13 protein-coding genes are annotated in these 24,893 nt (G+C 65.4%); 8 read left to right on the forward strand and 5 right to left on the reverse strand.

From position 1 onward, the window contains the following. Window positions 1–17 precede the first annotated feature (17 nt). From AC3FOF_RS29280 to AC3FOF_RS29290, 3 genes are read right to left on the reverse strand one after another with little or no spacing between them, the layout of a single operon-like run. Window positions 18–1,592 (reverse strand): hypothetical protein, encoded by a 1,575-nt coding sequence (locus AC3FOF_RS29280; RefSeq protein ID WP_488728564.1) that lies wholly within the window; start codon window positions 1,590–1,592, stop codon window positions 18–20. Beyond that, window positions 1,592–2,863: a hypothetical protein gene (locus AC3FOF_RS29285; protein ID WP_488728565.1), complete on the reverse strand. Its 1,272-nt coding sequence runs from the start codon at window positions 2,861–2,863 to the stop codon at window positions 1,592–1,594. The genes AC3FOF_RS29280 and AC3FOF_RS29285 overlap by 1 nt, the downstream gene beginning before the upstream one ends. A gap of 13 nt (window positions 2,864–2,876) precedes the next feature. After that, complete coding sequence (locus AC3FOF_RS29290; RefSeq protein WP_488728566.1) at window positions 2,877–3,896, reverse strand: ATP-binding protein; 1,020 nt, start codon at window positions 3,894–3,896, stop codon at window positions 2,877–2,879. A 656-nt stretch (window positions 3,897–4,552) separates the two neighbouring features. On the opposite strand from AC3FOF_RS29290, the gene AC3FOF_RS29295 reads away from it, so the two are divergent. Then, window positions 4,553–7,213 carry a PD-(D/E)XK nuclease family protein gene (locus tag AC3FOF_RS29295; protein WP_488728567.1) on the forward strand — a complete coding sequence of 887 codons (2,661 nt, stop codon included), beginning with the start codon at window positions 4,553–4,555 and terminating at the stop codon, window positions 7,211–7,213. Continuing rightward, a complete protein-coding gene (locus AC3FOF_RS29300; RefSeq protein ID WP_488728568.1) occupies window positions 7,213–10,599 on the forward strand; it encodes a UvrD-helicase domain-containing protein in 3,387 nt (1,128 codons plus the stop codon). The genes AC3FOF_RS29295 and AC3FOF_RS29300 overlap by 1 nt, the downstream gene beginning before the upstream one ends. Window positions 10,600–10,683: 84 nt before the next feature. Here the strand turns inward: AC3FOF_RS29300 and AC3FOF_RS29305 are convergent, their stop codons facing one another. Then, window positions 10,684–12,315 carry an ATP-binding domain-containing protein gene (locus tag AC3FOF_RS29305; RefSeq protein ID WP_488728569.1) on the reverse strand — a complete coding sequence of 544 codons (1,632 nt, stop codon included), beginning with the start codon at window positions 12,313–12,315 and terminating at the stop codon, window positions 10,684–10,686. A gap of 232 nt (window positions 12,316–12,547) precedes the next feature. Here AC3FOF_RS29305 and AC3FOF_RS29310 point away from each other — a divergent pair, with 232 nt between their 5' ends. From AC3FOF_RS29310 to AC3FOF_RS29330, 5 genes are all read left to right on the forward strand, one after another. Next, complete coding sequence (locus tag AC3FOF_RS29310; protein ID WP_488728570.1) at window positions 12,548–14,638, forward strand: AAA family ATPase; 2,091 nt, start codon at window positions 12,548–12,550, stop codon at window positions 14,636–14,638. 147 nt (window positions 14,639–14,785) lie between these two features. Continuing rightward, entirely contained in the window at window positions 14,786–15,799 is a 1,014-nt protein-coding gene (locus AC3FOF_RS29315) for a helix-turn-helix transcriptional regulator (protein WP_488728571.1), read from the forward strand. Between the two features lie 229 nt (window positions 15,800–16,028). Further along, on the forward strand, window positions 16,029–17,354 hold the full coding sequence (locus tag AC3FOF_RS29320) for a hypothetical protein (RefSeq protein WP_488728572.1): 1,326 nt from the start codon (window positions 16,029–16,031) through the stop codon (window positions 17,352–17,354). Then, window positions 17,351–19,354: a hypothetical protein gene (locus AC3FOF_RS29325; RefSeq protein ID WP_488728573.1), complete on the forward strand. Its 2,004-nt coding sequence runs from the start codon at window positions 17,351–17,353 to the stop codon at window positions 19,352–19,354. The genes AC3FOF_RS29320 and AC3FOF_RS29325 overlap by 4 nt, the downstream gene beginning before the upstream one ends. Next, on the forward strand, window positions 19,351–22,053 hold the full coding sequence (locus tag AC3FOF_RS29330; protein WP_488728574.1) for a helicase-related protein: 2,703 nt from the start codon (window positions 19,351–19,353) through the stop codon (window positions 22,051–22,053). Before AC3FOF_RS29325 ends, AC3FOF_RS29330 begins: the two co-directional genes overlap by 4 nt. Before the next feature lie 316 nt (window positions 22,054–22,369). Here the strand turns inward: AC3FOF_RS29330 and AC3FOF_RS29335 are convergent, their stop codons facing one another. Next, window positions 22,370–22,663 (reverse strand): prevent-host-death protein, encoded by a 294-nt coding sequence (locus AC3FOF_RS29335; RefSeq protein WP_488728575.1) that lies wholly within the window; start codon window positions 22,661–22,663, stop codon window positions 22,370–22,372. 248 nt (window positions 22,664–22,911) lie between these two features. Between AC3FOF_RS29335 and AC3FOF_RS29340 the strand changes: the two genes are divergently transcribed. Continuing rightward, on the forward strand, window positions 22,912–24,711 hold the full coding sequence (locus tag AC3FOF_RS29340; RefSeq protein WP_488728576.1) for a methyl-accepting chemotaxis protein: 1,800 nt from the start codon (window positions 22,912–22,914) through the stop codon (window positions 24,709–24,711). The last annotated feature ends 182 nt before the right edge of the window (window positions 24,712–24,893 follow it).

Below are 24,893 nucleotides of genomic sequence, written 5' to 3' on the forward strand. Positions count from 1 at the left end.
CTTCGCACCGCCCCGGGTTATTGAACTTTGACATTCTCGGCCGCCGGCTGCGCTTGCGCGCGCTTCTGGATGCGTGCCAGGTGCGTCAGGATCTGGTCCATCTGCCTGCGGCTGTCGTCGTCGCCCTTTGCGCGCAGCGCCAGCATCTGGTCAAGGGCGGCAAACAGGCGGCTCTCCTTATCCGCGTCGAAGAGATTGCCAACGGCTTCCGATATGTTCCTTGCAGCCGCGCCCAAGTCTTCCGCTTGTTGCGCACCGCGGTCGACCGCAGTCCTGCTGATGTCAATCATGTCATGGAAGCGCTTCTCGAGCGACGTCATGCGCTGGCCCGATTCGGAAACTGCCTTCAATCCCATATGGATACTGGTCGCGACCTTGTCGATGGTGCCTTGCATGGTCATCACCAGCGCCTGCAGCTCCGAGCTAATGCCGGTGAACTCGCCAATCGCGCTGTTTTGGCGCTTGGTTGCCGCTTCCATGGTCGCGTCGATCTTGCCCATGGTGTCCGCAACGCCGCTCTTGAGCGCATCGACCGCAATGGAGATATTCGACGTCGTATGGTCAAGCTTGTCGGCCATGGAGGCAAGGTTTTGCTGGAAGCCGACGTTCATCTCGCCGATGTTCTGCGAGAGGTCGCGTTTCAATCCGTCGACCACTTCGGCGATACCGTGCTCGAAGGTTTCAACCCCCTTGTGCAGCGCCTCGGCGGATGCCGCTACCCCGTCGGCCCCTCTCGCCATCTTCTCGCCCGCAACGCGCATGGCTTGAATGTTGGCGTCATTAGCCTGAACGAAGTGTTCCAGCGCCTCCTGGGTCTTCTTCACTGTCTTGTTCATCTCCTCTGCGGAGGCGAGCTGTGCCACCGCACTGTCCCGGATCTCGGCAATCGCCGTCACGGTGCCCGCGGTGGATTCGGCTACGGCGTGCAGAGGCTCTTTCAGCTCTTCGGTCTGCGCGTCGATGGCTTGCGCAATCTGTTTTCCGATGGATGCCATCGCCTTGATCACGCTGTCATGCATGCGCGCCTCGCGTTCGCCGCTGGCTTGCCGCGCGCGCTGCAATACCTCGTTCAGATTGGCGGAACACCATTGCAGCCGCCGCTCCTCGTGGCGAGTGAGCGTGCTCACGGTCTTCAGCAGCAGGAAGAAGAGAATCCCCCAGGCCGATGTCCTGAACTTGGTGCCAAGCCCCTCCATCATGTGCGTCAGGCCCTGCATCGTCCCGGCCATCGCCGCACTGTCGGGCTGAGGCTTCGCGAGCATCGCGGAGGCATCGTTCAACGCGATGCCAAGGCCAAGGAATGTGCCAAGCAAGCCGAGGATCAGCAGGATGCCGGGCATGACCTCGATCGCCTTCTCCGGGCGAGAGGCCACCACGTCCGACATCTCCGCCAGGGAAACGGGCGCCGCCTCGGCGCCATCCACGCCTCCGGCAGCGCGATTCTGCCAGTTGCTCTGCCACGTCTGCGGTCGCGCCATGCGCCAGACCCCGTATCCGGTGCTGGCAAACATCAGGAGCATCAGGGCACCGATAAGGCCCTGAACCAGTTCCGCGCCCGGCGACAGGAAACGAAGTACATCAAGAATAGACATCAGGCCTCCACCGCGACCAGTTGCGCGGCGCGCTCCCTGCTTGCCGCTTCAAAGATGTTCGAGAAGTCGATCACCAACGCTTGCTCCTCCTCGCCCAATTGCTCCCAGCGTTTGCCGAACTGCAGGCAATCGATCAGGATCTGGCCAGCCTCGGTGCCGCTATCCATCAGGTAGTCGAGTTCCTGTTCGCGCAGGGCGGCCTCGTCCTTCTCCAGCAGTTGCAGGAAGCCCTCGGCCGCCTGCACGTAGATGCGGAACTCCGCCGTTTCCGTCTTAGCGGCTTCCAGCGCGCTCATGCCGGCATTGACCCTGTCCTGCAGCGCAGGCAGCGACGTCGCTTCCTCCGGCGTCAGCGATTCGCTCTTTTGCGCGCGCAGCATGCGATTGAGCTTGATGCGGTTCTCGATGACCTCGGATTCCAGATGCTTGCCGGACGCCTCGCGGGTCTGAAGGTCGGCCGCCCAGCCGATGATCAGTTCCTCAAAGACAAATGGAACCAGGCGCTTGCCGAAGCGCACTTCGACAATCGCGTCAAGGCGCTCGGCGTCGGCATCCGACAGCACGGGCTTCTCGGCAAGAAGATCCGAACCGGCTTGGACGAGGAACATGTCGTCCGGGGTCACGGCATCCACGCTCGACGCTTCCCGAAGCTGCATTTCCGCGTTGGCAAGCAGCTTCTGCGCCGCGCGAAGCCGCAGGTAATGATCGAAATCCCGGACGGTATCGCGTTCGAGAAGATCATCGATCCGGCTGCGCACCAGCATGGCATCGATCATGAACCGCGAGACCTTCAGTGTATGCTGCGCACTCTCGGCAGCGCTCGCCTCGGCCTCTCTGAGAGCTTCCTTGTGCTTCTCTGCTTCGGCCGCCGCCGCCTTGCCCAGGATCTTGTCCTGGTATGCGCGGGCTGCCGCGATGGCCCAGGCAATGGCATCGTCAAGCCGCTTGGCGATCGCACTGTCGCCAAAGACAAGCGTGAAATCGATGCCCTTCTCCAGGATCTTGAGTGCCGATTTCATCCACGGGTGCGGCGCCGCGGCGCCTGCGGCGGCTGCCGCAATCTTTGCCTTGGCTAGCCACGGCTTGGCCTTGGCATAGAAGCGCTTGATGTCGCCGACAATCTGCTCGCCCTGGTCGGCCATCACGCCGACCACCTTGGCCGCCACCTCCTTCACCTTGCCGTAGGCGCTTTTCACCGCGGACGCAACGCTGCCCGCGGCGCTGACGAAGGCCGAAGCCACGCTCGAAACGAAACCAGAAAACCAACCCACTTTCCCCTCCTGTTCAGGTATCGATACCCAGCAGCCTCTTCGCCGTCTGAGCCATTTCACTGCGTTCGCGGCCGACCGGACTGCCGACCTCCTTGCTTGCGCTCCTCACCTCCGCTATCGCCGCGCCGATGTCCTCCATGCGCAGGCGTGCGGCAACGCCGGCTGCCTTGGCCCACAGCAAGGCCTTCGGCAGCGCCAGCCGCATGCAGGTGCGGATATCGCGCCCGCACAGACCATCAGAGCGCCGCGCAGCGTCGTCGAGCATGACTTGGCGGTCCTCCGCCAGCGGGATGCCGTCGATCAGCATCCGCTCCCAGATGCCTCTGCGCGTATCGAGATCGGGCAAGTCAAAGTGCACGTGATGCGTGATACGGCTGCGGAATGCCTCGTCATAGTTCCTGGCAAAGTTCGTCGCGAAGATGACGATGCCGTCGAAGCGCTCCAGTTCGATGAGCAGTGTGGAGCGCATGGCATTGACTTCGTTGTCGATGCCTTGGGTTACGGAGGACAGCCGCTTGCCCAGCAATGTGTCGGCTTCGTCGAAGAACAAGACGGCATCGAGCTCATAGGCGGCCCGGAAGGCGGCCTTCAGGTTCTTCGCGGTTTCGCCCATGAACTTGCTTTCGAGCTCGGCGATGCTGATCTGCACGATCTCCATGCCGAGCGTGCCGGCGAAGGCTTCGGCCGCCATGGTCTTGCCGGTTCCCGGTGGCCCATAGAAATTCAGGATGGTGCTTCGTCCCATCGGATCCACCGCGGCGAAACCCCAGTCCACGTAGATCTGATGATGAAAATGGATCTTGGCGACACTCTCGTCGAGCTGGCGCCGGGTCGTCGCCGGCAATACCACGTCCTTGTCGAGCACGTAGCGTGGCGACCGGCTTTCGAATGCGGTGCCGGACGCCTGTCCCTGTGCTGCCGGTGCCGGGCTCCTCGGCGCCTTGGCAATCGGCTGGGCAGATTCTTCCAAATTGGTTCTCCATACGGGATGCGCCGGGCCAGGCGTGCCGGCTCCCGGCATGCCTTCCGACATGGGCTGGGACGCTGCTCTGCCTGGTGCGCCCCGCGGATATCAAATTCCGCCGGCGTCCGGCCACCCGGCTGGCCACATGAAGTTGGTCCTCCTGATACCGAGTAGCGGGTACCGGGTACGTATTCATGGCGAGCGAGGTTGTCCGATGCCGAGCTTTGACCAGAACAGATCGAATATCGGCAACCGAGAGGTTAACTTGAAGCCACATGGCATTTCTGGATGACCCGAGCTCAAGTAAGCGAGGCTGCTGGTGCTGGCCGACAGGCAGTGCAGCGGCCGCAGTAGGGTGAGCATTGCGCTCTGGTTAGGGCGGGGTACGACGAAGCACCGGGCGACAGGACCATCCGGCGGGCCGCCAGGCGGCATTGCGTGCGTCCGCTCGACTTGCCTGTGACGCTGCCAATGCACCAGCGCTTCAGCAACTTGCAACCAGGCACCAGGTCGTCCGCTATCGTTCGTCCTGCTTGCCGGAAACACCGGATTCAGCCACCGGACACCATTTTGTCCGGTGCATCGTCTAGCATTGCGCGTCGGCATCGACAGACGGCAGCGCGCAGCCGTCCTGTACCCCACCCCAGAGGGGTTATCCGCGGCAGGCCGCATCCTGAATCATGCGCGGGGCATTCTGGCATTACACAGGTGTGGAGGTAGGAATCTTGATAGCAAGTCATCGTCGGACCATTGTCCTCCAGGGCCGCCTGGCGGCGCGCGAGTGGCGCCTGAAGGCCGCGCGCGAACGCGCGCTGGGGATCCATATCGTGAGCATCGAGCAACTGGCCGCCCGTCTCGCGGGCGGCTTCCTCAAGCCGATGGACGACGAGAGCCTGCGCGCTGCCATCCAGGCCGCGCTGCCGCCGACGCAACTTGGCGAACTGGATAGCATCAAGGATCTTCCCGGCATGGTCGATGCCGCCGCCGACACGCTGCGCAAAGCCTGGTGCGCCGGCATCGACCTGCAGGCACGTGCGCACCGGCATGCCCGCCTGCACTCCCTGGCCGAACTCGAAGCCGCGGTACTGGCCCGGCTGCCGGCCGCGATGAAGCGGCCGGCGGAGCTCGCCGCCACCGCCATGGAACGGCTCGCCCACGCCCCCGCGCTGTTCGGGCCGATCGACCTGACGGGTCTTGCCGATGTGCCACCGTGCTGGCACGCGTTGCTCAAGGCCATTGCCACGCGCACGCCGACCCGCTGGCTTGGCGGACCCCATGCCCCCCCGTCGTGGCTGGAAGGCAGCGCGATCGCCATCGAACAATCGGCGGCAGTGCAGCCGGGCCTCCACGTGGTGAGCGCCTCCACCGCCTATCACGAAGCCATCGAGGCCATGCGCTGGGTCCGAAGCCTGCTCGCCTCCGGGCGCGCGCGACCGTCCGAGATCGCGATTGCATCCGTCGCACCGGCGGAGTACGACGACCACTTCCTCGCGCTGCGCGCCGACGCCAATCTCGACCTGCATTTCGTGCACGGCGTGAAGGTGACCGCGAGCCGCGAAGGACAGGCCGCCGCGGCGCTGGCGGACATCCTGGTACGTGGGCTGACCCAGACCCGCATGCGCCGGCTGGCCACGTTGCATACCGGCGCCAAGGGCGCTTTCGAGACCCTGCCCCCGGGCTGGACGCGCATCCTGCCGGCGGACGCGCCGCTGACATCGGCGCGGTCCTGGGACCGCCTGCTCGACCGCCTTGGCGCCGAAGCGTGGCCCGACGGCACCGACCACAGCGGCGCGCTGCGCGAACTCGTCGCGCTGCTGGACAAAGGCATCCAGGCCGCGAGCGAAGCCGGCGAAGCCGTACTTGGCGGACGCGCGCTGTCCATCTGGCGCAAGGCGCTGCTGGCCGGACCCGCCGCGTCGATCGACGTAACGCTGGAGAGCCTGAAGCAGGACGACGGCCTGGAAGCCTGCGTCTCGGTGGCATGGATGCCGGCCAGCGAACTGGCCGCGGCGCCGCGGCGCTTCGTGCGCCTGCTGGGCCTGAACTCCTCGCGCTGGCCGCGCGGCATATCGGAGGACCGGCTGCTTTCCGACCATATCGTGCCGGCGCAGGAGCTGGATCCGTTCCCGGTCGCCGTCGCGGACCGGCACAGCTTCCACACGATCATCGCCAGCACCGCGGGCGAAGTCGTGCTGTCGCGCTCCCGGCGCGACGGGGAAGGGCGCGTCATGGGGCGTAGCGCCCTGTTGCAAGGCATGCCTGCGGAGACCTATCTGCGCCGCAACGCGGTACCCGAACATGCCTTCAGCGAGACCGACCGCCTGCTTGCGCGGCCTGCCGAGTTCCGCGCCGGCGAGCAGGCAATCGCTGCCATCGGCTGCTGGCACGACTGGCATGTGCCCGAACTCACGCCGCATGACGGCATCGTGCGCGCCGACCACCCCGTGCTGCGGGCCATCCTAGAACGGACGCAGTCGGCCAGCTCGCTGAAGCAACTGCTGCGCAATCCGCTCGGCTTTGTCTGGCAGTACGGCATGCACTGGCGTACGCCCGAGAGCGGCAAGGAGCCGCTCACGCTGGAAGCAGTGCACCTGGGGAACCTGGTCCACCTGACCCTGGACGGCGCCCTGTGCGCGCTGGAAGCCCAGGGCGGCATGGCGGGCGCCGGGCGCGAGCAGATCGTCGCGGCGGTCCAGGCCGCGGCATCCTCCGCCGCTGCGCTATGGGAGGCCGAACAGGCAGTGCCTCCGCGGGTGATCTGGCAGCGGAACCTGGACGATGTGCGGGACTGGTCCGTGCGCGCGCTGACCTGGGAGGACAATGTCCTGCCGGGCGCCTGTGCCTACAGCGAAGTGCCGTTCGGCGGCGCCTCGCCAAAATCCGCGGCGTCGCCGCCCTGGGATGCCGCCGTGCCGGTCGAGATTCCGGGCACGGGCATCCGTATCTCCGGCTATATCGACAGGCTGGATATTTCCCCGGACGGCAGCCGGGCCGTGGTGCGCGACTACAAGACCGGCAAGCCGATCAAGCCTGATGCCAGGCTCGACGGCGGCAAGGAATTGCAGCGCTGCCTGTACGCCTTCGCCGTCAAGGCGCTGCTAGGGGACGACGTCGAGACCACGGCCTCGCTGCTGTATCCCCGTGAATTCCTCGAGCTGCCGCTCAAGGATGCCGACGCGGCACTGACCGAGATCTCCACCCACCTGGGCACCGCCCGCGCCAGCCTGCTGGCCGGCGCCGCCGTGCCCGGCACGGATACCGGGGGCAGCTACGACAAGTTTGCCTTCGCCCTGCCTGCCAACGCGGCAGCCACTTACTGCAAGCGCAAGTTCGCCGCTGCAACCGATCGGCTCGGTAATGCGATCCTGGTCTGGGAGGCGAAATAATGAATACCACTGCCATGCCCCTGAACGACAATCACGCGCGCCGCACCGCCATCGCCGACCATGGCCGCTCCCTGCTGGTGGAAGCGGGCGCCGGCTCGGGCAAGACCGCGGTCATGGCCGGCCGGATCGCCATGATGCTGGCCGAGGGCATCGCCCCCCGGCATATCGCCGCCGTGACCTTCACCGAACTGGCCGCCAGCGAGCTGGTCATCCGCGTGCGCGAATTCGTCGACGAGCTTACCGCTGGCCGCATTCCCAAGGAACTCAGCGCTGCCTTGCCCGACGGCCTCGGCGCGCACCACCAGGCGCACCTGCACGCCGCCAGCGCGGCCATCGACGAGATCACCTGCTCCACCATCCACGGCTTCTGCCAGCGGCTGATCAAGCCCTATCCGGTCGAAGCCAACATCGACCCCGGCGCCGGCATCATGGACCGGGACCAGGGCGACCTGGCCTTCGTCGACATCGTCGAAAGCTGGCTGCGCGAACAGCTGGACGGCGCGCAAGCGGGCCTGATCGCCGAACTGGTGCTGCACGATCCCGAGGGCACGGTCAAGCTGGTCCACCGCATCGTCGACGCGCTGCGCCACCGCCCCCACACCACCGTGCGGGCAGCACTGCCGCTGGCGCCGCTGGTGTCCGGCTTCCGGCGCACGGCGGCCGAGCTGGGCGCGTTCGTCGCGGGCTCGGAGGTACAAGAGTCCGGCGTCATGGAGATCGACAGCCAGTTTGCGGACATGGCGCGAGCGCTGGACTTCCAGCTGGCCGAAGACCGGCCCGCCGATCTCGCCAGGCTGGTGATGACCCGGCCACATGCCGCGCTTTGCACGACCGAGGGAACCTTCAGGGTCCTCAAGCGCAAAGGGAAATGGGGGGAAGCCGCCAAAGCCGCCGGGCAGTCCAAGGCAGAAGGCGAGCAAGGCTACGCCGCAGCCGCGCTGCTGTACCAGGCGTGCTGCCTGGCGTGGCAACAACTCGAAGAGCAAGTCGCCAGCCGCGTGCTGTCCGCCATGGTCGAGGCCGTGCAGCCCGTCATCCAGCGCTTCCGCGACTACAAGCGCGCGGCGGCGCTGCTCGACTTCGACGACCTGATCCTTGCCGCGCGCGATCTGCTGCGCGATCACGAGCCCGTGCGCCAGGCGCTCGCGGCACGCTATCGCCACGTGCTGGTGGACGAGTTCCAGGACACCGATCCCCTGCAGGCGGAGATCGTATGGCGGCTCTGCGGCGAGCCCGCCAATGCGGACGCACGCGACGACTGGACCCGCTTCGCGATCCGCCCCGGCGCGCTGTTCCTGGTAGGCGACCCCAAGCAGGCGATCTACCGCTTCCGCGGTGCCGACGTGGCCGCCTATGTGCAGGCACGCAGCGCCTTCGCCGCGCTGGATGCCGGCAGCGTGCTGCCGATCTCCACCAACTTCCGCTCACGCGCGCCGATCCTCCAGTTCGTGAACGAGCGCTTCCAGGGCGTTCTTTCCGCCGACGGACAACCGGGGTTCACCGCGCTCGATCCGTTCCACCACGCGGACCAGGCGCAGCGTTGCGTAGTCGCGCTGGACATCGAGGTAAACGCCGAAGGCGACCAGGCCACGTCCGAGCAGATGCGCGACGCCGAGGCCGACGCCGTCGCGAAAATGTGCGCCCGCATGATCGGCAGCCAGGACATCGCCGACCGCAAGAACGGCGCGCGGCGCGCCTGCCGGCCCGGCGATATCGCGTTGCTGGCCCCGACCGGCAGCGACCTGTGGCGCTACGAGGCAGCGCTGGAGCGCCGCGGCATTCCGGTCGCCACGCAGGCCGGCAAGGGCTTCTTCCAGCGGCAGGAAGTGCAGGACCTGATCGCGGTGACGCGCGTGCTGGCGGATACGCGCGACACGCTCGCGCTCGGCGCCCTGCTGCGGGGCCCGCTGGTCGGCCTGGCCGAGGAAGCGCTGCTCGACATCGTCTGGGCGCTGCCCCGCCGCGAGGATGCGCCCGATGCGTTGCCGATCCTGGATCTCAACCTCGACACAGAGAGCGTCCGGCACCGCCTGGCGCGCGACGTGATCGGCAAGCTGCAGGCGCTGCGCCGCAAAGCCAACGCCACCACGCCATACGACCTGCTGTCGCAGGCCATCGACGTGCTGCGCGTGCGGCCCATCCTGCTGGAGCGCCACCGCGGCCAGGCCGAGCGGGCGCTGGCCAATGTCGATCTCTACCTCAACCTTTGCCGAGCCTATGCCGTGCGCGGGTTGCGGGCCTTTGCCGAAGCCATGACGGCGGCGTGGACCGATGCGTCGCGCGCCAGCGAAGGCCGCCCCGATGCGCAGGAAGAGGCGGTGGCGCTCTACACCATGCACGCCGCGAAAGGGCTTGAATGGCCGGTGGTGGTGCCGATCAACACCATGACGCAGGTGGTGGCGGCGGACACCGCGGTAACCGACCGCGCCACCGGCCATCTCTACTGCCCGGTGTTCGGCATCAAGCCCGCAGGCTACGAGGCAGCGCGCAATGCCGAGAAGGCCGAACTCGAACGCGAGCGGATCCGCCTCTGGTACGTGGCAGCCACCCGCGCGCGCGAACTGCTGATCCTGCCGAGGCTCGACGTCGAGGTGAAGGACTCGGCGTGGATCTCCCTGCTCGATCTCTCGCTGCCGGAACTCGATGCACTCGACCTGGAGACGCTGACGGCCGCGGCAGGCACCGCCTCCGCGGCAACGGAGAACCACCAGACCAGCGAAGGCTTCGGCAATGAAGCGCTGGCCATCCTGCTTCAACGCAGGCATCTGGACTGGCGCGCGCCGAGCCGCGACGAAGGCGCCAACGGCCCGCTGCTGCAGGAAGAAGTCCCCGAGATCCTGATCGACGCGGGCGAAGGCCACGCAAGCCGCGCCGCATCGTTCCCCGTGGTCCAGGGCGGACGCGAACGTGGCCTCGTCATCCACAAGCTGCTGGAAGAAGTGCTCACCGGCGAGACCCGCGACGCCACGGCGGCGCTCCAGGCGCGCGCCGCCGAACTCATCCGGACGCTAGGCGAAGACGCGCACGACGACGCCGCCATCGGCCTGTCGCCCGAAGAAATGGCGGACTGCGTGGCACGCACGCTGGCCCTGCCCGAAATCGCCGCGCTGCGGCCGACACTGGTACCGGAGTTGCCGGTCTATGCCTCGAACGTCAACGGAAGCACGGAGCAAGCCACCGTCGGCATCGCCGACGCCGCCAGCTTTGCCGAGGACGGCAGCCCGCAGGTCATCATCGACTGGAAGAGCGACGTCCATCCGGATGCGGCGACACTCGATCACTATCGCGCCCAGGTGCGCAGCTACCTGGACATGACCGGCGCGGTGCGCGGCTTGATCGTGCTGGTGACGCCGGGGCTGGTGATACCGGTCGCGGCGGCGCGATAGCTGCCCATGGCGCACCGTTGCCGAAAACCTGATCCTCGCCAGCGCGAACGGAGCAAATCCGTGCAATATCGAGCGGCGCCGCCCCTAGATCCTGTCCAGCAACACCGCGGCGGCGCGCTCCGAAAGCACCAGCACCAGCTTCATCGTCGCCCGGGTAGCACCGACGAAAAGCCTTCTGATCTCCTTCTCGCTCATCGTCTCGAAGTCGATCTCGGCAAACACGATGGCCGGAGCCGACTGCCCCTTGAAGCGAAAGACGGATTCCGCCAGCACCTCGCCATGCGAGTAGACCGGCTGCCCCTGCGCATCGTAGCTGCCGGTAAAGGCGCGCAGCTTGTGCGGGCCGAGCTGGTCGTAACCGAGCAGCCGGGAATTCTCGCGGCCCCGGTAACTCAGCAGCGCAACGTCTTCCTTGCGAAAGCCCGCCGCGTAACACAGGCGGATGCCTTCCTTGACCGACTGCAAGAGCCCCGCATTGTCTTCATAGACAAGGAACTCCACCTCGGCGGTGGAAATCGGCGCCGTGGCCTCGATCTCGATCTCCGGCGGCAACAACGGCTGCAGCAGCTTGACCACCGCACGCGGGCTGCGGAAATTGCTCTTCGCGCGCAGCCGCACCCAGCCCGGCAACGCTGCCGGCGGATGGCCATAGAGGTTCTGCATCGGGTCTTCCAGCCAGAGCACCCGCGCCTCCGGGCGCGCATGCCGCAGCACCAGATCGCGCCACGCTGGCGCGAAGTCCTGCCCTTCGTCCACGATCACCGTGTCGAAGAGAAACGCCTCGGGAACGGGCAGCCCCTGCACGTCCGCGACGAGTTTCGAGAACGCATCCGGCTGGCTGAAATCGGGCATCCCGCCGCTGTGGCGGAACAACTGATCGCACAACATGTGAAATGTGCAGACCAGCCCGCCCGCAGGCGCGATGCGCCCAAAATGATCGGCCAGGGGCCGGTTGAAGCAAACATAGAGCGGACGCCGCCCGCGCAGGACCGCATCGCGATACTCGGCCAGGGCAAGCTGCGTCTTGCCCGAGCCCGCGGTGCCCGTCACCCGCAGGCGGAAAGGCTCGATATCCAGCTGGCGCGCCCAGTGCGACAGGCCGCCTGACACCCGCGTCACCAGCGTGCGCGCCTGGCCGATCAGGGCGCTGACATCGGTCTCCAGCTGGATGGTGTCGCACAGGAAACGATGGACCCGCTCAGCCAGCGGCTGCGCCTCGCCCGGCGGCAGGATGGCCTGGATCAGGCCGCAGAGCTGGTCGCGCCGCCGGGCATCGACAATGCGCTCGGGCGACAGCCCCGCGGTCAGGGGGGACTGGACGGTATAGTCCGGGCAATAGAGCAGGTGCTCGATGACCACCGGCTGCCCGTTCAGGCAACGCATCAGCTTGGCGCGCAGCCCATCCGCCGTGCGGCCCATCTGCACCGATACGAACTTGATCTTGCCCGCGTAGTTCTTGGCGAGGCCGTCGGCGGTCTCCTCCAGAAAGCCGCTCTTCTGCTCGATGATCAGCAACTGTCCCGCGCGGTTCACGACCACAAAGTCGATCTCCCCGTAGATCGCATGCGCGCGCTCCACGTTGGTCCAGTGCACGGAGTGATAGACCGTATAGTCGTCGGGCAGGCCGGCGGCCAGGATGGCGAGCGTATCGAGCTCGCGCTGGACGGGACCGCTCGCCTCCATGGTTTCCCAGTCGTCGGGGATTACGCGTGCCACTGGAGTTCTCCACTGTGTTCAGGATCACGCGAGAATACCCTAACGCCCCCGCTTGTAAAGCCGCGAATACCGCCCCTGCCCGCGCTGCCGCCACGTCCGGCTAGCCGGGAGAGCGGGCTGACCGCCAGGCAGTCCGGCAGGCGCGGCGCCCGCATCGCCCCACTGCATGCGACACATGTTGACGCATGCCTGGCGACAATGATCTCCATTCAGACTGGAGATCACCGTGATCATGCGTCGCCGCCCACCCCGCTATTCCCGTATTCCGCCGGAGCTCCCGCCGATCGTGCGGCTTTGGCTGCTTCGCTTGCTGGTTCCCCTGGGCGCCCACCAGGAGTTCGTCCAGCGCAGCGGATTCAGCAACGACACGCTGGCGCAGCTGCTTGGACTGGAGGAATGGATTGACCCCGAGTCCGAGGATTTCAATCCGAAGACGGTCCGGACGCGGCTGCGCAAGCTGCATCGGGAAGCGGAAGACCAACGCCACGAGCCCCAGTTCTCCGCCTGCCTGGAGAGCAATATTGCGCGCCTGGCCGAGCTCGTGGGTCTGTCGGACACGGACTGCCGTATCCTGGCGTTTGTCGTCATGCTGAAGAACGAACGCCTGCTCGACGACACCGCAGACTGGCTTGGGCACCTCTCGTCGGCCAAGGTGTTCCATGTGCTTGGGGTGCTGCTCGATGTGCCAGAGCCGGATGTCCGCGATGCCCTGAACACGCAGGGTGTCCTGGCGCAGTCCGGCCTGGTTTGCGTCGACCGCAGTTGCCGTTGCACGCTGAACGGCAAGCTGGAGTTGCTTTCGGACAGTTTCGCCGACCATATCGTCTCCTCCGACGCCGACCCCGTGGGCCTGCTGCGCGACACCGTGGCGTTGGCAGCGCCGGGGCAACTGGCGCTGGCGGACTACGAGCACATCGGCGCCTCCCTGGCCGTGCTCAGGCCCTACCTGCGGCACGCGCTATCGTCCGGACGAAAAGGGGTGAACATCTTCGTGCACGGCTCGCCCGGCACCGGCAAGAGCCAACTCGCCAAAGCCCTGGCCAAGGATCTCGGCAGCGAACTCTTCGAGGTAGCCAGCGAGGACGACGATGGAGACCCCATCAACGGCGAACGGAGGCTACGGGCCTTCCGGGCTGCCCAGAGCTTTTTTGGCCAGCGCCAGGCGCTGATCGTCTTCGACGAAGTGGAAGACGTCTTCGACGATGGCGAAGGCATCTTCGGGCGCAAGAGCACGGCGCAAGCCCGCAAGGCGTGGATCAACCGGATGCTGGAGGCGAACCCGGTACCCACGCTGTGGCTGTCCAATTCCGCGGGCGGCCTCGATGCCGCCTTCATCCGGCGCTTCGACATGATCATTGAGTTGCCGGTACCGCCCAGGAAACAGCGCGCCAGGATCATCGAAAGCGCCAGCGCGGGCCTGCTGGACGCCCGCGCAGTGGAGCGCGTGGCCGAGTCCGAGGTATTGGCACCGGCCATCGTGACCCGTGCAGCATCGGTGGTGCAGGCCATCCGCGAGGAGCTGGGTCCGCAGGGGGCGGCATCGGCCATGGAACTGCTGATCGGCAATACGCTGGAGGCGCAAGGGCACCCGCCGATCGGCAAGCCGGACCCGTGCCGCTTGCCGGAAACCCATGACCCGGCCTTTACACACGCGGATGCCGATCTGGCCGAACTTGCCGCGGGCATAGTGCGAACCGGGACGGCACGGCTTTGCCTGTACGGTCCGCCGGGCACCGGGAAGACCGCCTATGGCCGCTGGCTGGCCGACCGGCTGGAAGCCCCGCTGCATGTGAAACGCACCTCGGACCTGATATCCAAATGGGTTGGCGACAGCGAAAAGAATATCGCCCACGCGTTCAGGCAGGCCGAGCAGGATGGGGCCGTACTCCTCATCGATGAAGTGGACAGCTTCCTGCAGGACCGCCGCGATGCCCAGCGGAGCTGGGAAGTCAGCCTCGTCAACGAGATGCTGACGCAGATGGAGTCGTTCTCCGGCGTGTTCGTGGCCTCGACCAATCTGATGCAGGGGCTGGATCAAGCCGCGCTGCGGCGGTTCGACCTGAAGGTAAGGTTCGACTACCTCAAGCCCCCCCAGGCGTGGGGACTGCTTCTCCGCCACTGCCAGGCGCTCGCGCTTGCGGCACCCTGCGCAGACCTGCAGGCCCGGCTCGGCCGCCTCAATGTGCTGACGCCGGGGGATTTTGCAGCGGTCGTCCGCCAGCACCGTTTCCGGCCTGTCGGCTCTCCCGCGGCATTCATCGCCGCGCTCGAAGCGGAATGCGCCGTCAAAGAAGGGGCGAAGGGCATGCTCGGCTTCCTTTGATGCCGATCGGCGTGGAATAATCCATGAGCCCGCTTACGAGAATAAGAATGCGCTCACTATCCAGGTCGAAGTTGCCAGCCTTCCGTGCATGCCCCAAACGGCTCCGGCAGTATTCTCCCGGCCCCGACGGCCTGATGCACTGACAGCATGTCCAAGCGTCCCGACACGATCGAAACCGTCCTGCTGGCGCTGGAACTGCTTCGCCGCATTCCACGCAATCGCAAGGTCTCCGCCACCGAATTGCATAGTCAACTGACCAATGCAGGACTCTCAAGGGATCTGCGGACCATCCAGCGCCAGCTCGAAATGCTCAGCGAGCATTTCGAGATCGAGCGCGACGACAGCAGCAAGCCTTATGGCTACCGCTGGAAGGAGAGGGCGAACGGACTATCGCTGCCCGTGCTCAATGAGCAGGAGTCGCTCATGCTCGCGCTTGCAGAGCAGCATCTGCAGAATCTGCTACCAGCCAGCCTGATGAAATCAATGGCTGGATTCTTCCAGCAGGCGCGTACGAATCTCGGCCCCCAGGCGACCGGCAAGCGTAGGCAGGAGAAGGAAAGGGAGTGGCTGTCCAAGGTGAGAGTGGTCAGCACCACGCAGCCGCTCCTGCCGCCGAAAATCAGACCCGGCGTATTCGAGGCTGTCAGCAATGCACTCTACGGAAACCTCTGGCTGAAGCTCGACTACAAGAATGCGGCCGGGCACCGGAAGACCGCAAACGTGATGCCATTGGGCCTGGCACAGCAGGGCGCGAGGCTATACCTGGTGTGCCGCTACGATGGATACGACAACGAGCGCAGCCTCGCCTTGCATCGCATCGCCTCGGCGCAAGCCTCGACACACACATTCGAACGGCCGAAGGACTTCGATTTGCAGAAATACGATGCGGATGGCCGGTTCGGATTCGGGGAGGGAAAACGCATTCGCCTCACCTTCCGCATCGACAAGGACCCAGGCTTGCACCTGCTGGAATCCCCTCTGTCGTTGGATCAACAGATCGCGGAGATTGGCAATCAGTTCGAGATCAGCGCCACCGTCGTCGAGACCGCGCAGCTCGATTGGTGGCTTCGCGGATTCGGCAGCCAGGTGACCGATATACGGCGCGTCCCCGTCGCGATTGCCGATCCTGATCCGGCTCCGGCGGACGGCGCCTTGCCGTGATCCGTCCCGCGGCATTGAAACGTGGCCGGCAGACACTCCGGATAGGCGAGGATCCGTAACAACGCGACCACGAAATTTTGGCTATGGAGAAGCCTGGCATTGGTGTATTCAGCGACAGGTATTCAGGAATCGGTGCCGGATGACGATGTATTGGATGGCTCGATGTATTCGATGGCTATTTCTTGGGCCGAATTTGGCCTGGCAGATGTAGGAATATCAGGTACCTATCATGACATTGACATGGGGGCTTCTTGGCCCCGGGAAGCTGGCAAGCGAGCGGCGCACAAGAACATTGGGCGTAGCTTCATCAATCCGTTCGTTCAACGACCTGGCCGTGCCGGGCCTCGGGGGCGTGTGGTTCGGCAAGCAGTTGTTCCTCGCCACCCTGGGCGTACGGATTGCCCAGTGCGCGGGGGAAGAGGGTAAGCACCTCACCAATATCGAGACGGCCAACGCCGTCGAGGCGCTGGCCTGCTGGCTGGCATTCGACAGCAACGACTGGACACGCGATCCGCGCCTGCGCGGCAGCACGAAAATGCAAGGCAAGACCGACCTTGGATTCAAGGCCCTCCGGCAACGCAGTTTCTATGTCACGCAGCCCATGCGCATGGCCACCGTCCAGGCTCTGCCGGCACTGGGCCTGGTCGAGGCCGACAGCGTGCGATTCAACGCATTCGCTTGTTCGCAGGCCGGCAACAATTTCCTGGACGCCGCTTGCGAAGGCTTCCTGCCCTTCAAGCGCAGCGTCATCGCACATTTGCTCCAATGGGCCCTCTCCAAAGAGGACAGTGTCACCAGCCCCCCCCTTCGTGCCGCCTTGTCCCCCACCATACCGCTCCCCGAACGCGCCCGGGAGCTGCTGATGGAACGCCTGATCCAAGGCGCTCACAGCGAGAGCACCGAGGCCAAGCAACGGCGACGCGCGGCATTGGACTGGGTGGAGTCGCTGCGAGCTGCGCCCAACCCCTCCTTCTCCTGGGAAACCAGGCCGGCACAGATCACCAGTAGTCAGCATTGGGAGGATTTGAAAGCCGGTGCCTTGTTCCAGTCGGCGCGCGACGCCGCAATCGCGGTCCTGGATGCCCTGGAAGCGCACATCGGCAACCTGGGGCATGGCCAACGCTTTTCGCTCCTGTCCCGGGTTCCAGACGCCGTAACGCTCCGGCTGGTGGCACTGAGGCATGCCGCCGATATCTTCCTGAAGGCACGGCACACGGACAAGGAAGCCAATGACTTCTGTGGCGAGTGCAGCAGCGAAGACCACGCGAAGGTCCTGAAGCAGCTGGTGGAGCGGGATGCGCGCGTACTGCGCCTGAAGGGGCAGGAGGTCGTCCCGGGGCCGGCGTTCCGGGGCGTACCACTGCCGAAGCAGGATAACGACGAGAACCGTGACGACGACGATTCAGGCATCGAGGCACCCCGGGTCAAGGGCAGCATTTCATGGCCGCAGGGCTTGTCGCCCCGCATCCCGAACCTCTTCCTGCTCAATGCGGACCTGAGAGGCGAACTGGACCAATGGCTGGACATAACATCAACCAGGCAGGATAACGAATGAGCCGAAGCAAGCCACCACTGGCGTTCCCTACGCTTGCACAGCATTTCGAAACCCCGGAAGATCATCTCGGCTGCTTCGGCTGGGTATGCGGATACTCGGCGGATGCGGAGTTTCTCAACACCGCGGCAGAACTCTTTACGCGCCAAACGCAAGCCCAGCGTGCCAGCCTTGGCAATACCGCGCTGGCACTGATGCTCGACCCCGGCAACCCGGCGATCTCCTTCATCGACGCCCCCGGTGTCGCCCATCTGCCGATTCGCACGCTGGCGGACAAGCCATTCGCGCTCTTGCACGCGAAAGTTGCCTTGCTCGGATTCCGCCACCAGGACGATTCCGCCCGTTGGACCGTGCGGCTGATCGTATCGACCGGCAACTGGACAAGGCAGACCATGGAGGAAAGCCTGGACCTGGCCTGGTGCATCGATGTGCATAGCGACGAGCTGGACGCTGCCAATGCCGATGTCCAACAGCGTTGCGCAGACATCGAGGCGGCGCATGCGCTGTTCTCCGCGCTCGTCCCGACGTTCGACACCCGCATTCTGCACGCGCGGGGGAGCGCGCATCCCAGCGATACCGCCGTGGCGATGTCGCGACTGGATGCCCTGCTCTCGCTTTGCGCCAGGCACTCAGGCAAAGTCGCACCCAGGTTCTTCGACAATCGAAGGAAGTCCCTGCTGTCGCAGCTGGGCGCCCGCATCCGAAACACCGGGACCGCCGTACAGCGCAATTGCCTTGCGATGGGTTCGGGATACTACGAAACCGCGGCGACGCCGGGCCTTGCACCGACCGTGCTCACGGACATCGTCGCCTCGCTGCAAGCGGAAGGGCTCCTGACGGCGAGTCCCTCGCTGGACGTCTTCGTCAACCCCGATGCCTGCCAGGCCGTGGCCCAGTCGGTTGACGCCATGACCAGGGCAGGCTTCAAGGTCAGTGCGCCAGGGCAGCCGGAAGCCATCTTTGGCGGCGGGGCACGGCGCACGCTGCATGCCAAGTTCCTGTTCAGCGCCAACTATCGGCAAGACTCCAACAACTGCAGCAGCGCCTGGCTTTATCTCGGATCCGGCAACCTGACCAAGCCCGGCTTCGCCAAGGCGATGCACCCGCATGCCGGCAACCTGGAGGCCGGCGTTGTATTCGCGCCGCCGCCGCTGTTCTGGTGCGACCTGCCCGGCACCCCTCCCGAGCAGGCTGTAACCAACGTGCTTCCCGTTCAATGGAACAGCCAACTCGAGGCGAATATCGGACTGACCGCCGGCGGCGATATGCCGGACCGCCCCAACCAGTACATCGCACCGCCCACTGCATGGATGCTCTGGGACGAAACGGGCACCTCCGCAGGACTCTTGAGCCCGGACCACGGCGCCGCCGGCTTCGATGTGCTCGACCCAACGGGCCAAGCCTGCGCAAAGGCCTCCGATGGTTTCCTCTGGCCGGCTTCCCGGCCCCGCCAGGTAACGGTACGCTGGACTGCCGATGGCCAGGCACGGACAGCCGAGGTGCCGGTGGTCGATCCGTTCGGCCGTATCGCGGCAACGGCATTGTCCCAACTGGACCTGACGGAAGCCTGGTGGCAACTAGCCAGCTTCCCAATGCCGCCCGACAACGAAGAAGACGCATCGGCGGACGACGGCCAGGAAGCCGGCAATACCCGCCGCACGCCCGGTAACGCGCGGCCGGGCGTCACCGGCTATCCGATCCGGGACATGATGCAATTGATCGAGCAACTTGCCGCCAGGCAGACCCGGATCGCCGAAGCCGATTGGGCAGCCTGGTGCTGCCGGCTGGAGCAGACCTTGATGCGTGCCGCCGACAGTCACACGGTGCAGGTCTTCCGCGAACTGGAGCTCAACCCGCTCAGCCCCCTGCAGGCGGCGCCATTCCGCCCGGATTTTGCGGAATCGGGAGATACGCTGGCGGGGCAGGTGTATGAGGCCGTCCTAGCTCGCATCGAACAGGCGTGGCAGGTAAACGGATTGCCGGCAATCGGAGTACAGCAATGAAACAGACGTTCCAAGGATGGGATGCGGTCGCACAGAAGCTGGTTGCGGCCGCCAAGGCACAGGCCAGCTTCGCCGAAGATGGCAGCAGTGCCGGCTGGCTCAATGAGGGGCAGCGGGCAAGCCTGCAGGGCATCGCCAAACGCCTTCCGCGCAGCGGCCTGATCATCGCCGACGAAGTCGGCATGGGTAAGACGCGCATTGCCACCACGGTTGCGCGAAGTGTCATCGAAGCGGGCGGCCGCGTCGCCATCCTTGTGCCGCCCGGCCTGGGATTCCAATGGCGCGCGGAACTCGCCGACGCGGGTGTCAAGGACATGCCGCCACTTCTGCGCAGCCTGCCGCAGTATTTCGCAGCATGGGAATCCGACGATGTAGACGAGCATCAACCATGGTTCGATCAGAAAGCCGTCCTGATCTCGCACTCCTTCGCTAACTGGCGGCTTGGGCGGAAGAGCGACACATGGCGCTGGGCATTGCTCCCGCAGTTGTATGCGCACTGGCGCAAGGAAAACGAGAAGCGATTTCCCCGCCATTACCACGACAACGAAAAATTATCCAATGCCTCGCCCCGTAGGGCAGCCATCAGCATCGCGCGGGCAATTCACGCCTCGCCGGACAGCCAGGCAGACCAGGTCATGCGCAAACTGGCTGACAGCACCCCCTGGCCAGGCGCACTCGATCCGCAGGCGTACGGCCGCGAGGAGGACCTGCGCCACTGGCTGGAACGTGCTGTCGGGCTAGGCCTGGGCACGTTCGACCTCGTCATCGTCGACGAAGCGCACAAGAGCCGGAAGTCCGACAGCATCCTGTCTGGCCTGCTGGAGCGCGTGGTGTTGCCGAACCAATCGGTTCGCCGCCTGGCGATGACCGCGACCCCGGTCGAACTCAACGCAGCCCAATGGAAAGACGTGCTCGCTCGTATCGGCGTGGAGGCCCAGGCGGTGGCGTGCATCATCGACGACTATGCCAAGGCCGTTGACCGTGCGCGGCAGACGCCGACCAATGAAGGCACAAGGTGTGCATACAAAGAGGCAGCCAGGAAATTCCAGGAAGCGCTATCGCCCTACCTGCTGCGCCGTGACAAGCGTGAGGATGCGCATGTGCGGGAATTTGCCATCCGAGCGCAGGCACCGTTGCACGCCTATCGCAGGGACGCCGAGATTGTCGTCGACACGGCAAGCCTGGATCCGTCGTGGAAACAGGCCGTGTGCGCTGCCGAAGCCTTGTCCGTTGCGGCAACCCAGTCCGGTAGCCGGAGCGCCAAGCGGTTGCGCCTGACTTTCGGCAACGGACATGGCATTTCCGCACTGATCCGCCAGGTCAATCATGACGTTGAAGACGACTACAAGGCAAGCCCGTCCGTCAGCGCCGACCAGGAACCGGACGATGCGGATACGGACGCCATCGCGGATACGGAAAGCGCTGCCTCAACAGCCCCCCTGGACAAACGCGAGCAACGGACCGACTGGTGGATGCGGGTTCTGGCAAGTGCGTTCCAGGAAACAGCGGAACCGCTCTTCGAGCATCCGGCCATCATGGCCGCCGTGAGTGCGATCGAAGAAGTCACCGCGCGAGGCGAGAAGGTGCTGGTCTTCGGGCGCTTCACCAAACCGCTTCAAGCCCTGGTGGATTTGCTCAACGCACGCGCCATGCTGCGTTGCCTGGACAAGGGTACCCCTTGGCCTCAGGCCAAGGTGCCCGATGATGGCTGGGAAGCTATGGCGGCAGCGCACCGGCAACTGCAACGGCCGGGCAGCCTGCAGCGCGAGCAGATCGAAAGTGCATTGTCCGAGCAATACAAAGGCCTCGAACACCAGCGCGAACGGTATCGCGACCGCCTGCTGACGCATATCCGTGCCGGACTGGCCGAACACGCGGACAATGCGCGAGCCAAACGGCTGTTCGAAGCCTTCAGCAAATCCGTCAGCGACACACAGCAATCCGGAAACGAACGCTCCCCGCTCGCCGTGGTGGCAAAGGCAATGCAGGAACTGCTGGGCCAGGATACCGATGCATTCAGCCCCAAGGCATTCGCATCGGCATTTATTGAACTCGTCGAAGCCTCCGCGGACCGGGACGAAGGCGATGCAGACGGCAACGGCACACTCGACGCGGAGGAAGCCACGGAGTTGTGGGACGTCCTGGAAAAGCGTCTGGACGCGGAGTACAACCGCCCACAGGGCGGCTTTGCCCGCCTGATGTTCGGTGGCACCAAACCCGATACACGCAGACTGCTGCAACTCGCGTTCAATCGGGAGAACAGCTTCCCCAAAGTATTGGTCGCCCAATCCATGGTGGGGCGTGAAGGTCTCAATCTGCACAAGGCATGCCGCACAGTGGTGCTCCTGCATCCGGAGTGGAACCCGGGTGTCGTGGAACAACAGATCGGGCGTGTAGACCGCGTAGGCAGCTTGTGGGAGACGCGCCTGGACGACGCCATCCGGCGGGGCGTCTCCCCGGACGACCTGCCTCGGATCGAGATACGCCCCATCGTCTTCAAGGGCACCTACGACGAAAGAAACTGGGAGGTGCTGCGTGAGCGCTGGGACGACCTGCGCGCCCAGTTGCACGGCGTCGTGATCTCTCCGCTGATCGCAGCCGGTTACGGCATCCCCCAGCGGATCGTCGACGAGATCAACAGATCCGCACCCAACTTCTCCCCGCGGACACCCGGGCGCGAACCTGACCCTGCCGCTTGAGGGCGCCGGTCAAAGGCACTGGGAATGACAGCAGGCGACGGGCCGGAGCAAGACCCGTCGCCGCATCGGCGGTGCAACGCGCGCCGCTGCCCACGCCGCCCGCTGGCACAACACGTCAAGCGATAACGATGGTGGGTACAACACGCACCCGCCAGCGACTGGAAGCCTCCTGTCAGGCACTCAAAGGCCGTGCATCGGCCGATATCGAGCCGATCGCCCAGCTCACCGGGCCGGAAGGCCCCGCCCGACGATCAGGACCTGTACGCCGCCATCCACATCGCGGTAATCGCTCGGGAATGCCTTGGGCCAGGTATCGTCAGCCATGGCTTGTACGAGCACCGGCATCGCTATCCAGCCAATCCAGCTCAGCAAAGACGTCCACAGCCTCAGTCACCTTGCCCTCAGCGATCTCCTCCTGGCCGAAGGCAAGTATCTTCAGTAGCGCGGTGGTTTGTTCTTGTGCCTCATGGCTAGCGATGTCTTGCATCACAAGTTTGGCCTCGCGGTTCCGGGTGATGATCGGCGGCTCATGGGTCTCGCTGGGCCCGGTGGCGATGCGCGCTGCATCACTCCTCAAAGAACGGATCGGCTTGATACCCGAGGGTTTCACAGGCGTTCCTGAGGACGGTTCAGGCGTGACCGAATCCAGCCTGGATTCTGTCCTGAGTCCACGGCGCAGATGACGACCACCGCACAACGCCCGCCGACCAAAGCGACTGCCAAGCCGCTGCCCACCGATTCTGCCGGACCATCCAAGCGCCCTCGCGCCCCGCGCCTCAAGTCTCCCCCATCCCAACCGTAAACACAGCGACAAGCGACATCCCGCCCTGACCGGGCATCAACCGAGAAGACCCACCCATGCTCTCCTCCCTCCGAGCGCGCATCATGGCCGTATCCGTGGCCATCGTGGTAGCCGCGCTAACCGTCAACGCCGTCCTTAACCATGTGGTGGCCAGTTCGTACAACGACGAAGCCATCGATAACAGCCTGGCCGCCGTGCAGAACGGCCACGTCGGCGCCATCGCCGACTGGATTTCCGGCCACACCCGGATGATCGACTCCCTGCAGGATGCCGCGCTGCAGGCCGATCCCGTTCCCGCGCTGAAGCAGGTGGCAGACGCCGGCGACTTCACCAGCGTCTTTGTCGGCTTCCCCGACAAGAGCTACAAATTCTCGGACGCCACCGGCATCAAGCCCGATTACGACCCCACCGCCCGCCCCTGGTACAAGCAAGCCGTGGCCGCCGGCAAGCCGATGGTGACGCCGCCCTACGTGGCCGCGAGCTCCGGCAAGCTGGTGGTGACGTTCGCCGTGCCCATCATGCGCGACGGCGCGCTCAAGGGCGTGGTGGGCGGCGACGTGTCGATGGACAGCGTGATCGCCAACGTCAAGGGCATCCGCCCGACTCCGGCCAGCTTCGGCATTCTCCTGACCCAGGCAGGCCAGATCGTCGCCTACCGGGACGACAAGCTCACGCTCAAGCCGGTGTCGGACCTCGCACCCGCCCTGACCGCCGACAAGCTTGCGTCGTTGCGCGACGCCAAGGCACCGATGGAAGTGGAGGTGGCCGGCAACGCCAGGCTGCTGCGCGCCAGCGCGGTGCCCGGCACCGACTGGATCGCCGTGATCGCGCTCGACAAGGCCGAAGCCACCGCCGGCATGCGTTCGGTGCTGATGGCATCGCTGCTCGCGCTGGTGGTCATTGCCTGCGTGGCGGCCGCCATCGTCGGCGCGTTCACCGCGGTGTCATTCCGCCGGCTGTCCCAGATCCGCGATGCGATGCGCGCCATCGGCTCCGGCGATGGCGACCTGACCCAGCGCCTGCCCGCCGACGGCCGCGACGAAGTCGCGCAGATTGCCGGCGCCTTCAACACCTTCGCCGACAAGCTGGTCAGCGTGATGCGCCAGATCCGCGACGCCAGCGAATCCGTGCGCGCCGCCGCCGACGAGATCGCCGCCGGCAACGTCGACCTGTCCCGCCGCACCGAGTCCGCCGCGGCCAGCCTGGAGCAAACCGCGGCCTCGATGGAAGAGATCACCGCCACGGTCGGCCAGTCCGCCACCTCCGCGAAGCAAGCCGACGCATCCGCCATCACCGCCTCGCGCGTGGCCGCCAGCGGCGGCGACGCCATCGGCGAAGCGATCCACACCATGGGCAAGATCGAACACGCGTCGGTCAAGGTCTCCGACATCATCGGCGTGATCGAAGGCATCGCCTTCCAGACCAACATCCTGGCGCTGAACGCCGCGGTGGAAGCCGCCCGCGCCGGCGACCAGGGCCGCGGCTTCGCCGTGGTGGCCGGCGAAGTGCGCGGCCTGGCGCAACGCAGCGCGCAGGCGGCAAAGGAAATCAAAAGCCTGATCGAAGCGACGGTGGGCAGCGTCACCTCCGGCTCCGGCCAGGTGCGCCGCGCCGGCGAGACCATGACGGAGATCGTCGGCAACGTGTCGAAGGTGACGAGCATCATCTCCGAGATCACCCACGCCGCCATCGAGCAGACCCGCGGCATCCAGGAGGTGAACCGCGCTGTCAGCGAACTGGATGAGATGGTGCAGCAGAATGCGGCGCTGGTGGAGCAATCCACGGCGGCCGCGGCGGCGCTGCAGGCGCAGGCCGTGGGGTTGGCGGGGGTGGTGGGGCAGTTCAGGTTGGGGTGATTCTTGGGTAGTGCCAGCGCATGTGCCAGGTAGTCCGCGGCGATGTCGTCAGCAATAGCCTCCAGATCCTGGACAGGATGCCGAGGTGGTTGCAGGTGAATTGAGATTGGAGGACCTGCATTGCGCCCGAGCGCGTTCGCTGTTTCCGCTGAGGATGTGCGTTGCCATCGGCAATGCCACCA

It is taken from the genome of Cupriavidus sp. 96C5-1, from assembly GCF_057798855.1.

Excerpts from the sequence above, each read along its gene's own strand:
- AC3FOF_RS29280 (WP_488728564.1), bottom strand. The coding sequence starts at position 1,592 with ATGTCTATTCTTGATGTACTTCGTTTCCTGTCGCCGGGCGCGGAACTG.
- AC3FOF_RS29290 (WP_488728566.1), bottom strand. The coding sequence starts at position 3,896 with ATGTCGGAAGGCATGCCGGGAGCCGGCACGCCTGGCCCGGCGCATCCC.
- AC3FOF_RS29300 (WP_488728568.1), top strand. The coding sequence starts at position 7,213 with ATGAATACCACTGCCATGCCCCTGAACGACAATCACGCGCGCCGCACC.
- AC3FOF_RS29310 (WP_488728570.1), top strand. The coding sequence starts at position 12,548 with ATGCGTCGCCGCCCACCCCGCTATTCCCGTATTCCGCCGGAGCTCCCG.
- AC3FOF_RS29315 (WP_488728571.1), top strand. The coding sequence starts at position 14,786 with ATGTCCAAGCGTCCCGACACGATCGAAACCGTCCTGCTGGCGCTGGAA.
- AC3FOF_RS29320 (WP_488728572.1), top strand. The coding sequence starts at position 16,029 with ATGACATTGACATGGGGGCTTCTTGGCCCCGGGAAGCTGGCAAGCGAG.
- AC3FOF_RS29325 (WP_488728573.1), top strand. The coding sequence starts at position 17,351 with ATGAGCCGAAGCAAGCCACCACTGGCGTTCCCTACGCTTGCACAGCAT.
- AC3FOF_RS29330 (WP_488728574.1), top strand. The coding sequence starts at position 19,351 with ATGAAACAGACGTTCCAAGGATGGGATGCGGTCGCACAGAAGCTGGTT.
- AC3FOF_RS29340 (WP_488728576.1), top strand. The coding sequence starts at position 22,912 with ATGCTCTCCTCCCTCCGAGCGCGCATCATGGCCGTATCCGTGGCCATC.